The 14,150-nt window shown below is 69.1% G+C and carries 12 protein-coding genes and 1 tRNA gene; 7 read left to right on the forward strand and 6 right to left on the reverse strand.

Annotation, left to right across the window (positions count from 1 at the left end; genetic code table 11):
• Positions 1–164: 164 nt before the first annotated feature.
• The gene (locus tag IP78_RS01805; protein ID WP_054110042.1) at positions 165–1,472 is read right to left on the reverse strand and encodes an RsmB/NOP family class I SAM-dependent RNA methyltransferase; all 1,308 of its coding nucleotides are present in this window, start codon (positions 1,470–1,472) and stop codon (positions 165–167) included.
• A gap of 110 nt (positions 1,473–1,582) precedes the next feature.
• Positions 1,583–3,565, reverse strand: a complete 1,983-nt coding sequence (locus IP78_RS01810) for a potassium transporter Kup (RefSeq protein WP_054110009.1) — start codon at positions 3,563–3,565, stop codon at positions 1,583–1,585.
• A 166-nt stretch (positions 3,566–3,731) separates the two neighbouring features.
• Between IP78_RS01810 and IP78_RS01815 the strand changes: the two genes are divergently transcribed.
• The 3 genes from IP78_RS01815 to IP78_RS01825 all read left to right on the forward strand — a co-directional run bounded on the left by IP78_RS01815 (position 3,732) and on the right by IP78_RS01825 (position 5,529).
• On the forward strand, positions 3,732–4,226 hold the full coding sequence (locus tag IP78_RS01815; protein WP_054110010.1) for an Rrf2 family transcriptional regulator: 495 nt from the start codon (positions 3,732–3,734) through the stop codon (positions 4,224–4,226).
• Complete coding sequence (locus IP78_RS01820) at positions 4,223–5,038, forward strand: SDR family oxidoreductase (RefSeq protein WP_054110011.1); 816 nt, start codon at positions 4,223–4,225, stop codon at positions 5,036–5,038. The genes IP78_RS01815 and IP78_RS01820 overlap by 4 nt, the downstream gene beginning before the upstream one ends.
• A 101-nt stretch (positions 5,039–5,139) precedes the next feature.
• Entirely contained in the window at positions 5,140–5,529 is a 390-nt protein-coding gene (locus IP78_RS01825; RefSeq protein ID WP_082384796.1) for an endonuclease domain-containing protein, read from the forward strand.
• A 50-nt stretch (positions 5,530–5,579) separates the two neighbouring features.
• Here the strand turns inward: IP78_RS01825 and IP78_RS01830 are convergent, their stop codons facing one another.
• A complete protein-coding gene (locus IP78_RS01830; protein ID WP_054110013.1) occupies positions 5,580–6,278 on the reverse strand; it encodes a MarC family protein in 699 nt (232 codons plus the stop codon).
• A 68-nt stretch (positions 6,279–6,346) separates the two neighbouring features.
• Between IP78_RS01830 and pyrF the strand changes: the two genes are divergently transcribed.
• On the forward strand, positions 6,347–7,066 hold the full coding sequence (gene pyrF, locus IP78_RS01835; protein WP_054110014.1) for an orotidine-5'-phosphate decarboxylase: 720 nt from the start codon (positions 6,347–6,349) through the stop codon (positions 7,064–7,066).
• Here the strand turns inward: pyrF and IP78_RS01840 are convergent.
• On the reverse strand, positions 7,063–7,620 hold the full coding sequence (locus IP78_RS01840; RefSeq protein ID WP_054110015.1) for a hypothetical protein: 558 nt from the start codon (positions 7,618–7,620) through the stop codon (positions 7,063–7,065). The two genes, pyrF and IP78_RS01840, sit on opposite strands and share 4 nt — an antisense overlap.
• Positions 7,621–7,985: 365 nt before the next feature.
• Here IP78_RS01840 and IP78_RS01845 point away from each other — a divergent pair, with 365 nt between their 5' ends.
• A complete protein-coding gene (locus tag IP78_RS01845) occupies positions 7,986–9,872 on the forward strand; it encodes a ribonucleoside-diphosphate reductase subunit alpha (RefSeq protein WP_054110016.1) in 1,887 nt (628 codons plus the stop codon).
• 226 nt (positions 9,873–10,098) lie between these two features.
• Complete coding sequence (locus IP78_RS01850; RefSeq protein ID WP_054110017.1) at positions 10,099–11,550, forward strand: NAD-dependent succinate-semialdehyde dehydrogenase; 1,452 nt, start codon at positions 10,099–10,101, stop codon at positions 11,548–11,550.
• Positions 11,551–11,554: 4 nt separating this feature from the next.
• Here the strand turns inward: IP78_RS01850 and IP78_RS01855 are convergent, their stop codons facing one another.
• Positions 11,555–11,962, reverse strand: coding sequence for a hypothetical protein (locus IP78_RS01855; RefSeq protein ID WP_054110018.1), 408 nt, complete (start codon positions 11,960–11,962; stop codon positions 11,555–11,557).
• Positions 11,963–12,018: 56 nt separating this feature from the next.
• Positions 12,019–13,776, reverse strand: a complete 1,758-nt coding sequence (locus IP78_RS01860; protein WP_054110019.1) for a gamma-glutamyltransferase family protein — start codon at positions 13,774–13,776, stop codon at positions 12,019–12,021.
• A gap of 151 nt (positions 13,777–13,927) precedes the next feature.
• Between IP78_RS01860 and IP78_RS01865 the strand changes: the two genes are divergently transcribed.
• Positions 13,928–14,004: transfer RNA gene (locus tag IP78_RS01865), tRNA-Arg, on the forward strand.
• The last annotated feature ends 146 nt before the right edge of the window (positions 14,005–14,150 follow it).

Consider the following 14,150-nt stretch of genomic DNA (forward strand, 5'->3'; position numbering starts at 1 on the left):
GGAACAGGGCGGCGCGCGAGAGCGCGAAGCTGTCACGCGCACAGTCGGCGGACGTATTTCGCCTCCGCTTCGCTCCGGCGCCGCCCTGTTCCGGGTCTATGGTCGCTCCGCTCCCGTCGCCCGGAATGACGAAAGCAAAGAGAGCGCGTCGATCTTCGGAGAGATCAGACGCGCTCCAGCCGCGCGGCGAAGAAACCGTCCAGCCCGCCGTGCTCGGGCCAGTGGGAGGGGAGGATGCGCAGCCAGCCTTCGGGCGTCAGGGCCTCGGGCGGTGCGCCGACGGCGGCCAGATCGGCGGGGACGGTGCGGAACGCCGGGTTGCGGCGCAGGAAGGCGATGATCTGGGTCTCGCCCTCCTCGCGCTCCAGCGAGCAGACGCAGTAGACCAGACGGCCGCCGGGCTTCACCCGCCGAGCCGCGGCGTCGAGTAGGCGGTGCTGGACATCGGCGAGCTTGGCCACGTCGGCGGGGCGGGTGGCGCGCAGCACCTCGGGGTTGCGGCGAAGCGTGCCGGTGGCGGTGCAGGGGGCGTCCAGCAAGACGGCGTCGAAGGTGCGATCGTCGGCCCAGTCCTCGCCGTTGGCGACGACGACCTCGGCGGACAGACCCGTGCGCTCCAGGTTCTGGCGCAGGCGCTTCAGACGGGGCTCGGAGCGGTCGAGCGCGGTGACGGTCGCGCCGGAGGCGGCGATCTGCAGCGTCTTGCCGCCGGGCGCGGCGCAGAGGTCGAGCACCGTCTCTCCGGCCTGCGGGGCCAGAAGGCGGACGGGGACGGCGGCGGCGGCGTCCTGGACCCACCAGTCGCCGGCCCCATAGCCCGGCCAGGCGGCGACGTCGCCGCGCGAGCCGGTGCGGACCGTCCCGCCGGGCAGGACGCGGCCCTCCAGAACGTCGGCCAGGGCCGAGGCGTCGACGCCGGGCTTGAGGCTGAGGTCGGTCGGGGGCTCCTCGCGGACCGCGAGCGCGATGGCTTCCAGCGTCGGTTCGCCATAGGTCTGGGCCCAGCGGGCACAGAGCCAGTCAGGCAGGTTGGAGCGGGCGGTGGTCAGGCCGGGCCCCTCGCGCTCGATTCCGCGCAGGACGGCGTTGACCAGGGCCTTGTAGGGGCGGGTCTTGACCCCACGCTCGGCCAGCTTGACCGCCGTGGAGACCGCCGCGAAGGCCGGGGTGCCCAGCACCAGCGTCTGGGCCAGCGATACCCGCAGCAGGGTGCGGACGGCCTCGGGCGGCGACTTCTGCAGGCGGCGATCCAGGATCTGGTCGATCTCGCCGAGCCGACGCAACGCCGCCATGGCGACGGCGCGGGCGAAGGCGCGGTCTGGGGCAGGCAAAGACGCGACCTCGGCGAAGGACATGGCTTCGTCCAGGCCGTTGCGACGTTCGAGCGCCGCGTTCAGCAGGACGCCGGCGGCGATGCGGGCCTCGACGCCGATATCTTGAGAAGGGTCTAGGTTCGAGGTTCTAGGTTCCAGGGAAGCCGAGCGTGTCCCTGACGATGAACGCGACTTCTCCGCGATTCGGCGACCCCGCGCGCCGGAGTCAGCACCCCTAGACCCTGACCCCTCGAACCTAGAACCGTTCTTCAAACCGACACCTGGGTGCCGAGCTCGACCACGCGTCCCGGCGGGATGTGGAAGAAGTCGGTCGGGTTGGCGGCGTTGCGCATCAGGAAGATGTAGAGCTTGTCCTGCCAGAGCGGCATGCCCTGGTTGGCGGCGGGCACCACCGAGCGGCGGCCCAGGAAGAAGCTGGTCGACATGATGTCGAACTTCAGACCCTGCTTGCGGCACTGGCTCAGCGCGCGGGGCACCACGGGGCTTTCCATGAAGCCGTAGCTGAGCGTGATCTTCTTGAAGTCCTCGTTGATGGATTCCATCACGAAGCGGTCAGCCTCGGGCACGCGCGGGCGGTCCAGCGTCTTGACCGTCAGGATGACGTTCTTCTCGTGCAGCACCTTGTTGTGCTTGAGATTGTGCATCAGGGCGACCGGGGCGACGTCGGGGTCGGAGGTCAGGAAGACGGCGGTGCCGGGGGCGCGGTGCGGCGGCCGGGCGCGCAGCATCTCGATCAGGTCGGCGAGCGGCAGGCTGTCCTTCTTGGCCTTGGCGGTCAGGATCTGCGACCCGCGCGTCCAGGTCCACATGATGGTGACCAGACCCGCGCCCAGCACAAGCGGCATCCAGGCCCCCTGCGGGATCTTCAGCATGTTCGAGGTCATGAACACGAGGTCGATGGCCACCAGCGGCGAGATGGCGGCGAGCGACAGCGGCACGGACCATTTCCACAGGTTCCGCACGATGAACCAGGCGAGCAGGCTGTCGACGAACATGGCCCCCGTCACCGCGATGCCGTAGGCGGCCGCAAGCGCCGACGAAGTCTGGAAGGTCACGAGCAGGACCAGCACGCCCACCATCAGGAAAGAGTTCACCGCCGGAACGTAGATCTGGCCCGCCTGGCTCTCGGACGTGTTCAGAATGGACATGCGGGGCAGGAGGCCCAGCTGGACCGCCTGCTGCGTCACCGAGAAGGCTCCGGTGATGACCGCCTGGCTCGCGATGACGGTGGCGGTGGTGGCCATGATCAGCACCGGCCAGTAGGCGAAGTCGGGCACCATGAGCCAGAAGGGGTTTTCGGCCGCCGCCCGGTTGGAGAGGACGAAGGCGCCCTGCCCAAGGTAGTTCAGCGTCAGGCAGGGCAGGACGATCCAGAGCCAGCCGAGCCGGATGGGGCTTTTCCCGAAATGGCCCATGTCGGCATAGAGGGCTTCCGCCCCGGTGACGGCGAGGAAGACGCTGCCGAGGATGACGAAACCCAGGAAGCCGTTGCTGATCAGGAAGGCCACGCCGTAATGCGGCGAGAGCGCCCTGAGGATCGAGATGTCGTCGAAGATGTGATAGACGCCCAGCGCCGCCAGGATCAGGAACCAGCCGAGCGTCAGCGGCCCGAACCAGCGGGCCATCGAGCCCGTCCCGCGCGACTGGACCATGAACAGGGCTATGAGGATGCCCGCCGCGATCGGCAGCACATAGGGCGTAAGCGAGGTCCCGATGCCCGGCGCGTCCTTCAGGCCCTCGATGGCCGAAAGCACGGAGATGGCGGGCGTGATGACTCCGTCCCCATAGAACAGGGCTGCGCCGCAGACGCCGAGCAGAAAGATGGCGGCGCTGCGCCTGCCGACCGCGCGCTGGGCGAGCGCCATCAAGGCCAGGGTGCCGCCCTCGCCCTTGTTGTCGACCCGCATCAGGAAGACGACGTATTTGATCGTGACGACCAGGATCAGGGCCCAGAAGACGAGCGAGACGACGCCCAGCACGGCGAGCTCGGCCGCGCCGCCGCTGCGCGAATGATGCAGGGCCTCGCGCATGGCATAGAGCGGGCTGGTGCCGATGTCGCCGAAGACCACGCCGATGGCCCCGATGATCAGGGCCGCCTTGCCGGTCTTGGCGTGGCCATTGTCGTGACCGCCGGCGGAGGCCGGGGCGGTCGGGTCCTTGGCGGTCTGTGACGGGGCGGGGGGAGCGCCGTCGTCGGGGCCAGGGACCGGGGGGGATGCATCCCCTGCCATGAGTATCCTCCGGGTCGCGCCGCACGCGCGCCCATCAAAGCGGAGCGCCTTTAGGCTCATTGTAAGGGGGTTTCAATCGCGCGCCAGACGATTGCCATGAGCCCGGCGGGGATCGCATTTGTGAAACATGTGCGAAGCTCCTATTTGGGGGCTGGAACCGAAACACATGTCCGACAGCCAACGCTTTCCCGTCGCCGCCCACGCCCTGGCCTATCTGGCCCACAAGGGGGCGTTCGAGGCCGCCCGCGCGGCGCCCAGCGCCGTTCTGGCCGCCTCGGTGCCGACCAATCCGGTGGTGATCCGCCGGGTGACGGCGCTGCTCGCCAAGGCCGGGCTGATCGCCACGCGGCCCGGGGCCTCTGGTGGGTCGTGGCTGCTGCGACAACCCGAAGACATCCGATTGGACGAAGTCCTGCGGGCCGTGAACGGCTGCGCCCACCTGGGCTCGCCGCCGGCAGGGGCCAAGGGCTGTCCGGTGGGGGAGCATATCCCCCGGCAGGTGGGCAAGGTATTGACCCTGGCCGATCAGGCGGCGTCGGATGCGCTCGCCAAGATCACCATCGCCGACCTGCTGGCCGAGAATGCGCCGGCGCTGGCCGGGGTGCAGATCCACGGTTCGTGCAGCGAGGCCATCCGCGCGGCGGAGACCGTCGCGGCGTGAGCCGACCGGCCGGGCGGCGTCCGCTCATCCTGATTACTGGAGCGTCTGCCGGCATCGGCGCGGCGCTGGCGCGGGTCTATGCGGCGCGCGGCTGGGACCTGATCCTGACGGCGAGACGCGAGGCGGCGCTGGAGGCCTTGGCGGGAGAGTTGCGAGCGGGGCACGGGGCGGACGTGGTGGTGATCGCGGCCGATCTGGCCGAGGCGGAGGCGCCTCTGGCGCTTTTCGATGCGGTTCAGGCGCGCGGCCTGATCGTTGATGGACTGATCAACAACGCGGGATTCTCCCGCACGACGGGGTTTCTCCAGACCGAGCCCGAGGCCCATGAGGCCATGATCCGGGTCATGCTGACCGCGCCGGTCGCCCTGTCGCGACTGTTTCTGCCCGACATGGTGGAGCGGGGCTTCGGACGGGTGATCAACGTCGCCTCGCTGGCAGGCCAGATGCCGGCGACGGGTGGGGACACCCTGTATGGTCCCATCAAGAGCTTCGTGATCAAGGCGTCGCAGGGCCTGTGGCTGGAGACACGCGACACCGGGGTCCACGTCACCGCGCTGTGCCCCGGCTATACCCTGACCGAGTTCCACGACGTGAACGGCAGCCGCGAGCAGGTGTCGTCGGCCTATCCCGCCTGGATGTGGCAGACGGCGGAGCATGTGGCCCGCGTCGCCTACGACGCCTGCGAGGCGGATCGGCCGAGGGTGACGCCGGGCCTTGCGAACAATGTGCTGGCGGCGCTGGGCAAGCTGCTGCCCGACGGCGTGGCGCTGCGGATGGTGGCGGGCCATGCGAGGCGGTTGGGGCGGATTTAGCTTCACCTCTCCACGCGCGAAGGCGCGTGGGGAGGACAGGCGGCGAAGTCGCCAGGAGGGGGCGACTCGACCGCCGGAACTTGGCGCTGCATCGTGACCGGATGGCCGATAGCCAAAGCTACGTCAGAGCCAAAGCGTTTCGACGCCAGATGACCCCGCCTGAGGCGCGGCTGTGGGAACGCTTGCGGGCGGGGCGGTTGAACCGCCTGAAGTTCCGGCGACAGCATCCCGTCGGTCCGTTCATTCTCGATTTTTTCCACGCGGAGACGCAGCTGGCGATCGAGGTCGATGGCGGGATGCACAACAGCGAGGCGCAGATCGATCATGATCGGCGGCGGACGGCGTGGTTGGGTGAGCGGGGCATCAAGGTCGTCCGGCTGAGGGCGGAGGACGTCCGCGATCGGCTGGATGCGGTGATCGACTTCATTCTCGGCGTCATCAGGGATCGGAGGGCCACCGGTGAGATCGCCTCGCCCCCTCCTGGTCGCTGACGCGACCTGTCCTCCCCATCGCCCTTCGGCGATGGAGAGGTGAAACGGCCTCAGTGCCCCCCGTCTGGATACGGCGCGGTGACGCCCGAGGCGAACATGCCGGGCAGCGCCTCGCTGAGGCCCGCCAGCATGAACTGGATGGCGAGGGCGCACAGGATCAGGCCCAGCACGCGGACGATGATGGCCATGCCGACGTCGCCGAGCACGCGGCTGATCGGGCCGGTGGCGGCGAAGGTGACCAGCGTCGCCAGCGACGCCGCGCCGATGGCGATCAGGCCCGCGATGGTGCCGGCGTAGCCGATGGCCTGGGCCTCTCCGGCCTGGATGATGATGGTCGAGATGGCGCCGGGGCCGATCAGCAGCGGCATGGCGAAGGGCACGATCAGGCGCTTGAAGCGGCGCTGGGCATAGCCGCGCACATCCTGGGCGTCGGCGGCGGCGTCCTTGTCGGCGAACATGGTCAGGAAGTCGCCGCGCGTCATGTCGAGCCCAAGCAGCAAGAGCAGGATGCCGCCCGCGATGCGGAACGCGGCCAGCGAGATGCCGAAGAACTGCAGCAGCCAAAGGCCGGTGAAGAAGAAGAAGGTCAGGAAGGCGGCGATGAACAGGCACAGCAGCACCGACACCGAGAACCGCTGACGCGCGCTGGCGCCGGCCGTGGCGGCGGCGAAGATGGGGATGTTGCCGATGGGGTCGAGCAGGGCGAACAGGGCCACGAACAGGTTGACCCCCAGATCGAGCGCGTTCATGGCCGGTCCCCGATAGCCGAATCCTGACGTGACATCCCCTCGTCTAGCCGCTCGGCCGGAGATCGTCGATGACCTCGCCCCTCGCATCCGACCCTCGCCTGATCGTGGGCCTCGATCTGCCGTCGGTGGAGGCGGCGCAGGCCCTGGTGGACCGCGTCGGGGATGTGGTGGAGTTCTACAAGGTCGGGCTGACGCTTCTGGCGCGGCCCGGCGGGGTGGACTTCGCCCATCGGCTGCGCGCGCGGGGCAAGAAGGTCTTCCAGGACTGGAAGCTGCATGACATCGGCGCCCAGGTGGAGGGCGCGGCGCGATCGGTGGCCGAGGGTGGGTGCGATCTGCTGACGGTCCACGCCGAGCCGCAGGTGATGCGGTCGGCGGTGAAGGGGCGGGGCGGGCACGCGACGAAGATCCTGGCCGTCACGGTCATGACCAGTCTGTCGGACGCCGACCTGAGGGAGATCGGCTATTCGGCGGGCGCGGCGGAGCTGGTGGAGGCGCGGGTGCGTCAGGCGCTGGACTGCGGCGTCGACGGGGTGGTGTCGAGCCCCCTGGAGGCGGCTCGGGTGCGCGAGATCGCAACGGAGGCCGGTCGGCCGGACTTTCTGATCGTCACCCCGGGGGTGCGGCCGACCGGCGGTGACCTGGGCGACCAGCAGAGGGTGGCCACGCCGGCTGAGGCCTTGAGGGCCGGGGCGACGCATCTGGTGGTGGCGCGGCCGGTGATCGCGGACGAGAATCCGTTGATGGCAGCGGCGCGGATCGCGGCGGAGATGGACGGGGTTCGCTAGTCTTCGCCGGAAGCGGCGGCCGCCGCGCCGCCCTGGCAGAAAGCCCGGACCTGGCCGGCGAAGTCGAGGTAGCCGCCGTCCAGCGCCGCCTTGACGGCGCCGTCGCAGTCATCCTCGGCCAGCCGTGACGTGACGGTGCGACGGACGACCTCGAAGGCGTCCTGCTTTTCCTTCAGCGTGCGGGCCGCGCGGCGGTCGTCGGGCAGGCAGATGGCGTACCACGGCGCGTCAGCGCAGCGGGCGACCAGGCGCGCCTCGCCCTCGGTCAGGATGCCTGCGTCCAGCGTGATCGTGCGGCGTTCGGGCGCGGCGGGGACGGTCGTCACGGGCGGAGCGGGTTCGATCTCGGCGGCGGAGGGCGCCTCTCCCCCGGTCAGGACGGCGGCGGGCGCATCGGCGACGATGTTATCGCCGGGCAGGGGCACGATCTCGATGTCAGGCACGGCGTAGCGGCAGACCCAGCGGCCGCCTTCCATGGCGCAGGACTGGAGTGTCGCCTGAACCGCCTGGGGGGCGGGCGCGGCGAGCAGGGCGGCGAGGATCAGGCTGATCATGACGACCTCCGAGGGTCACAGAAATCTAAAGTTAATGCCGCGCGTCTCTTGAGCCTAATGAAATCTCACGCGCGGGCGAGCGCCGGTTGATGAAGCCGGATGACGGACGGGATCCTCGACAGCGTCGTTCCGATCACGGCTTGTTGATCGCGCGGAGCCGCCCGCCGTCGCATCGCCGTCGCGCCTTTTCAACAGGCTCATCCCCCGTCCCGATGTGATTCGCGCACGAAATGCTGCGTCAAGGCGTTGACGGGTCGTTCACCATCTGCGCCCCATATGTGGGCTTGGGGAGCGCTTCGGCCACTAGATGATGTGGTCAGGGCGCAGGCAGCTCAATCGAGATTTTGTTCGGGATACAGACGACCATGGCTGGCGGTGAAGCGTTGAAGACGGTGGAAATCCAGTCGGTTGCGACCGCGCCGACGACCGAGAGGCCCCATCTGACGGTGGTGCGCTCGCTCGAACTGGACCGCTCGCGCGACGACCTTCTGACCGACTTCGGCAAGAAGACGCTTGAGGATCGCTACCTGCTGCCGGGCGAGAGCTATCAGGACATGTTCGCCCGGGTCTCTACGGCTTTCTCGGACGACGCCGACCACGCCCAGCGCGTCTATGACTATATGTCCAAGCTGTGGTTCATGCCGTCGACGCCGGTGCTGTCGAACGGCGGGGCCAACCGCGGCCTGCCGATCTCCTGCTTTCTGAACGCGGTGCAGGACAGCCTGGACGGCATCCAGCGCGTCTGGAACGAGAACGTGTCCCTGGCGTCAAACGGCGGCGGCATCGGCACCTACTGGGGCGGGGTGCGCTCCATTGGCGAGAAGGTCAAGGGCGCGGGCCAGACCTCGGGCATCATCCCCTTCATCCGCGTGATGGACTCGCTGACGCTGGCGATTTCGCAGGGCTCGCTGCGGCGCGGGTCGGCGGCGGTCTATCTGGACATCCACCACCCGGAGATCGAGGAGTTTCTGGAGATCCGGAAGCCCTCGGGCGACTTCAACCGGAAATCCCTGAACCTGCACCACGGCCTGAACATCACCGACGAGTTCATGGAGGCCGTGAAGGCGGGCTCGGATTTCGCCCTGCGCTCGCCCAAGACCGGCGAGACGATCCGCAAGGTCGATGCGCGCAGCCTGTGGCAGAAGATCTTGGAGATCCGGCTGCAGACGGGCGAGCCCTATCTGATCTTCTCCGACACGGTGAACCGGCAGATGCCGCAGCACCAGAAGGACCTGGGCCTGAAGGTCAAGCAGTCCAACCTCTGCTCCGAGATCATGCTGCACACCGGCCCGGATCACCTGGGCATCGACCGGACGGCGGTCTGCTGCCTGTCGTCGGTCAACGCCGAGAAGTTCCTGGAGTGGCGCGAGGAGCCGCGCTTCATCGAGGACGTGATGCGGTTCCTGGATAATGTGCTGGAGGACTTCATCACCCGCGCCCCGCCCGAGATGGCCGCCGCCGTCTATTCGGCCAAGCGCGAGCGGTCGGTGGGCCTGGGTCTGATGGGCTTCCACTCCTTCCTGCAGTCGCAGGGGGTGGCCTTCGAGAGCGCCATGGCCAAGTCGTGGAACATGCGGCTGTTCAAGCACCTGCGGCGCGAGGCCGACAAGGCCAGCCGCCTGCTGGCCGAGGAGAAGGGCCCGTGCGAAGACGCGGCCGAGCGCGGCGTCATGGAGCGGTTCAGCCACAAGCTGGCCATCGCGCCGACCGCCTCGATCTCGATCATCTGTGGCGGGACGAGCGCCGGCATCGAACCGATCCCGGCCAACATCTACACCCACAAGACGCTGTCGGGCTCCTTCGCGGTCAAGAACCCGTATCTGGAGCAACTGCTCGAGGGCTACGACAAGAATACCGATGCGGTCTGGTCCTCGATCCTGGAACACGAGGGCTCGGTCCAGCATCTCGACTTCCTGACCGACGACGAGAAGAGCGTGTTCAAGACCGCGTTCGAGTTGGACCAGCGTTGGGTCATCGAACTGTCGGCCGAACGCTCGGCCGACATCTGCCAGGCCCAGTCGATCAACCTGTTCATCCCCGGCGACGTGAACAAGTGGGACCTGCACATGCTGCACTGGAAGGCATGGGAGACCGGCGTGAAGTCGCTCTACTACCTGCGCTCCAAGTCGGTGCAGCGCGCGGCCTTCGCGGGGGCCGAGGACAAGGCCGAGAGCGAAGAGCCGGATCCCAACCAGCCGGACCTCTTCTCGGCCGCCCGCACCGACTATGACGAGTGCCTGGCCTGCCAGTGAGGCCAAACCCCGCCTGAGGCGTTAGCATCTCTCCCTCCCCGTCCGGGGAGGGCAGGCCGCGAAGCGGCCGGGTGGGGGCGGCAAGGCGATACGGCGAGCTGGGGAGTTTGGCTCGCCTTGCCCTCCCCACCCGGTCTACGCTTCGCTTCGACCATATGGGTTCCGATCGTATACGATCGGCCCCATGCCCCCGAGGGGGGAGGGACAAAGCATTCGGAGCCCGCCCATGACCACCGCCGCCCGAGACGCCGGCCTCAAGCTGCTGCGCGAGCACGCCCTGATCGCGGGTGACGCCGTCACCGGCGACAAGCGCATCGCGGTCGATGATCCGGCCACCGGCGAGATCATCGGCCATGTGCCCGACCTGGGCGTGGCCGAGACCGAGCGTGCGGTGCAGGCGGCGCATGAGGCCTTCCCCGACTGGTCGCGGACCGATCCGCACAAGCGCGCCGCCTTCCTGCGGGACTGGGCGCGGCTGATCGACGAGAACCTGGATGGGCTGGGCGCCCTCATGGCGCTGGAGAACGGCAAGCCGTTCGAGGAGGCGCGCGGCGAGGCGGTATACGCCAACAGCTTCCTGAAATGGTTCGCGGGCGAGGCCGAGCGCCTGATGGGCGACACCCAGGACAGCCCGCTGGGCCATGTGATCGTGACGTTCCGCGAGGCGGTGGGGCCGTGCGCCCTGATCACGCCGTGGAATTTTCCAGCGGCCATGCTGACGAGGAAGCTCGGTCCGGCCTTCGCCGCCGGCTGCACCGCCGTGGTCAAGCCGGCGAGCCAGACGCCGTTCACCGCCATCGCTCTGGTGGAGCTGGCCTATCAGGCCGGCCTGCCGAAGGGCGCGCTGAGTGTCGTCACGGGCGATGCGGCGACCATCGGGGGCGTGCTGACCTCGTCGCCGCTGATCCGCAAGCTCAGCTTCACGGGCTCGACGCCGGTCGGCCGCAAGCTGGCGGAGCAGTGCGCGCCGACGCTCAAGCGGGTTTCGATGGAGCTGGGGGGGTCGGCGCCCCTGATGGTGTTCGAGGACGCCGACCTCGACCTCGCCGTCGCCGAGACCATCAAGGGCAAGTTCCGCAACTCCGGCCAGACCTGCGTCTGCCCGAACCGCGTCTATGTCCAGGCGTCGGTCGCGGAGGCCTATGCAGCGAAGCTGGCCGAGGCCGTGGCGAAGATTCCGGTGGGTCCGGCGTTCCAGGAGGGCGTCAAGGTCGGGCCGCTGATCGAGGACAAGGCGGTCGCCAAGGTCGAGGATCACCTCAAGCGGGTCACGGCCTCAGGCGCGAAAGTGCTGACCGGCGGGGCGCGGCATGCGCTGGGCGGACGGTTCTTCCAGCCGACGGTGACGCTCGGCGGCGACGACGCCCTGTTCCGCGAGGAGGAGACGTTCGGCCCCCTGATCCCGGTCTTCCCGTTCGAGACGGAAGAGGAATGCCTGGAAAAGGCCAATGACTCCGAGTTCGGCCTGGCCTCCTACGTCTTCACCCGCGACCTGGACCGCGCCATGCGCATCGGGCGGCGGATCGAGGCCGGCATGATCGGCGTCAACACCGGGCTGATGTCGACAGCGGTGGCACCCTTCGGCGGGATCAAGGCGTCGGGCTACGGCCGCGAGGGCTCGACCCACGGCATCGATGAATACGTCGAAATCAAGCAGGTGACGCTGGCGCTGAGGTAGGGCGTCAGACCTTCTTCAGCCCGCGGCTGAAGTCGGCCACATCAGCGATGTTCAGATCGTCGCCTTCGAACCAGAAGGTCGTCAGCGCCTCGTGGTTCAGGGCCACCCACTGGAGCGCGGCGGGCGCGATGCGGGCCAGGTCTCGCTCGTCCAGACTGCTCGCCAGGACGCGGGGGTTGGGGCCGATGGAGATCGACGCGCTCGGCTGATGCCGACCCTTCTTGAGGTACAGCTTCACCCGCGGCCCGTGCTGGCCCAGCGCCGTCGAGATGAAGATGTGGGCAAGGACGCCGGTCCACTCAGGCGGGAGGTAGGCCATTTCGACGACATCCTCCTCGCCGAGCGCGCACAGTTCTTCATCGAGCGTCGGCTCGCGATCGGTCCAGACGGCGACGGTCTCACGGACTTCCATGCGCTCAATCTAGCACATGCGAGGATTCCGCTCGACCGGTGGCGAGATGTTCTGATCTACCGCGTCCGCGCGACGCCCTCGCGGCGGTCGTCGGCGCCGCCGTCCCAGGCCCAGCCGTTCGGTCCCGGTCGCCACAGGCCGCCGTGCAGGCCCGAGGTCTCGGACTGGTTCGGCGCGAGCGCCACGCCGCCGGCCGCCAGTTGCTCGGCCAGCGTCGGGCCGAAGCGGGCGGTGTCCGCGCCGAAGCCCCCACCACGCGCCACCAGATTGGGCAGGTCGATCGCCGCCTGCATGGGCAGACCCCAGACCAGCGTTCCGATGAGCGCCTTGGCGTTGTAGGCTAGGATAGACGGCCCGCCCGGCGACCCCACGGCCCCGACCAGACGCCCCTGCCGGTCCAGGATGATAACCGGCGACATGGACGAGCGCGGCCGCTTGCCCGGGGCGACGGCATTGGCCGCCTCTCCGCCGTCCGGACGCGTCGGGCTAAACGAGAAGTCGGTCAGCTGGTTGTTTAGGAAGAAGCCCGCCGCCATCCGGCCCGAGCCGAAGACGCTCTCGACCGTGGTGGTCATGGAGACGGCGTTTCCTGCCGCGTCCACCACGACGAAGTGGCTGGTGCCGGCGGGCTCGGTCGTGGCGTCGGGCGCGCGAAAGATGCCGCCGGGGGGCGTGCCAGGTTGCGCCGCTCCCGTGAGGCCGGGAGCCAGGGCGGCGCGGGCGGCGACGTAGTCCTCGTCCAGCAGGCCGGCCACCGGCACACCGACGAAGGCCGGGTCGCCGACGTAGCGGTCGCGGTCGGCGTACATCAGGCGCTGGATCTGGGCGAAGGCGATCCAGGCCTGGGCGCTCGTCTCGCCCTGCGCCAGCAGGGGCGCGATGGTCGGGGTCTCGGCCATGGCCAGCAGTTGGAGCACCGCCACCCCGCTGGAGGGCGGCGGCGGCACGCAGACGACATAGACGCGGAAGGGCCGGCACAGGGCGTCCCGCCTGATGGGGCGATAGGCGGCGAGGTCGGCCCGGGTCAGGGCACCGGGGCGCGGCTCGGCCTGCACGGCTTCGATGATGGCGTCGGCGATGGGGCCGGAGCGGAAGGCCTCGATCCCGTCGCGGGCCAGTGTCGCCACGGTCTCGGCATAGGCCGGGTTCCGCAGGGTGTCGCCCGCCTGATACCGCTGGCCGTCGGGCCTTGTGAAATAGGCGTTGGCCCATTCGGTGCGGGCCTGGCCGCGCGTCAGGGCGATCATGCCCGCAAGGCGCGGGCTGACCACGAAGCCGTCACGGGCAAGGCGCTCTGCCTCGCCGAACAGCTGGTTCCAGGACAGGCGGCCGTGTTCTTCCTGCGCCATCGCCAGGGCCGCGACCGCGCCCGGAACGCCTGTGGAGCGGCCGCTGAGCACCGCATCGCCGAACCCCAGCGGACGGCCATTCTCGTAGAACAGCTCGGGCGTGGCGGCGGCCGGGGCGGTCTCGCGGCCGTCATAGACGACGGTCTCGCCGGTCGCCGCGTCGAAATGCATGAGAAAGGCCCCGCCGCCGAGGCCGGACGATTGCGGCTCGACCAGACCCAGCACCGCCTGGATGGCGACCGCCGCATCGGCCGCCGAGCCGCCCCGCTGAAGCACGTCCAGCCCGGCCTCGACGGCCAGGGGATTGGCGGCTGAGACGAAGGGGCCGCGGGCGGGGGGCGTGACCTGGGCGTCGGGCGTCGGTGTCTGCGTCGGCGCGGGCCGGGCCGCGACCGAGGGCTGGCAGGCGGCCACGGTGAGAGCCAGGACGGCGACCACGGAACGGGCGAAGGCGACGAGACGCATGGGGTGGAAGTCCGGCGACGGGAAGGTCGTCTTCCGACCTAGGGGTCCCGCGCCACCGCGCCAAGCCCGTAGCGGAACCAGGGCGTCAAATCCGGGTTGCGCGCTCGGGGTCGAGCCGCTAAAGACCCGCCCTCGCCGTTCACGGCCGCGCGCACCCGTAGCTCAGCTGGATAGAGCACCAGACTACGAATCTGGGGGTCAGGAGTTCGAATCTCTTCGGGTGCGCCATTTTCCTCGTAGGTGGGAAACGCCCTTCGGAACTTTTTCGCTCTCCGCCGTCCGGATCGGGCGCGTGAGAGCCGCGTCCCAGCCTCGACATGGAGGTTCAGGCAGGAAGTAGCGTTAAAGTTGTAGTCAGACTGCTGCGCTAGCGT

The sequence above is a fragment of the Brevundimonas sp. AAP58 genome, assembly GCF_001295975.1.
Classification (GTDB): domain Bacteria; phylum Pseudomonadota; class Alphaproteobacteria; order Caulobacterales; family Caulobacteraceae; genus Brevundimonas.

Bases quoted from the DNA above. Each gene is read 5' to 3' on its own strand.
- IP78_RS01810 (WP_054110009.1), bottom strand. From the start codon at position 3,565: ATGGCAGGGGATGCATCCCCCCCGGTCCCTGGCCCCGACGACGGCGCT.
- IP78_RS01815 (WP_054110010.1), top strand. From the start codon at position 3,732: ATGTCCGACAGCCAACGCTTTCCCGTCGCCGCCCACGCCCTGGCCTAT.
- IP78_RS01825 (WP_082384796.1), top strand. From the start codon at position 5,140: ATGGCCGATAGCCAAAGCTACGTCAGAGCCAAAGCGTTTCGACGCCAG.
- IP78_RS01830 (WP_054110013.1), bottom strand. From the start codon at position 6,278: ATGAACGCGCTCGATCTGGGGGTCAACCTGTTCGTGGCCCTGTTCGCC.
- pyrF (WP_054110014.1), top strand. From the start codon at position 6,347: ATGACCTCGCCCCTCGCATCCGACCCTCGCCTGATCGTGGGCCTCGAT.
- IP78_RS01840 (WP_054110015.1), bottom strand. From the start codon at position 7,620: ATGATCAGCCTGATCCTCGCCGCCCTGCTCGCCGCGCCCGCCCCCCAG.
- IP78_RS01845 (WP_054110016.1), top strand. From the start codon at position 7,986: ATGGCTGGCGGTGAAGCGTTGAAGACGGTGGAAATCCAGTCGGTTGCG.
- IP78_RS01850 (WP_054110017.1), top strand. From the start codon at position 10,099: ATGACCACCGCCGCCCGAGACGCCGGCCTCAAGCTGCTGCGCGAGCAC.
- IP78_RS01855 (WP_054110018.1), bottom strand. From the start codon at position 11,962: ATGGAAGTCCGTGAGACCGTCGCCGTCTGGACCGATCGCGAGCCGACG.
- IP78_RS01860 (WP_054110019.1), bottom strand. From the start codon at position 13,776: ATGCGTCTCGTCGCCTTCGCCCGTTCCGTGGTCGCCGTCCTGGCTCTC.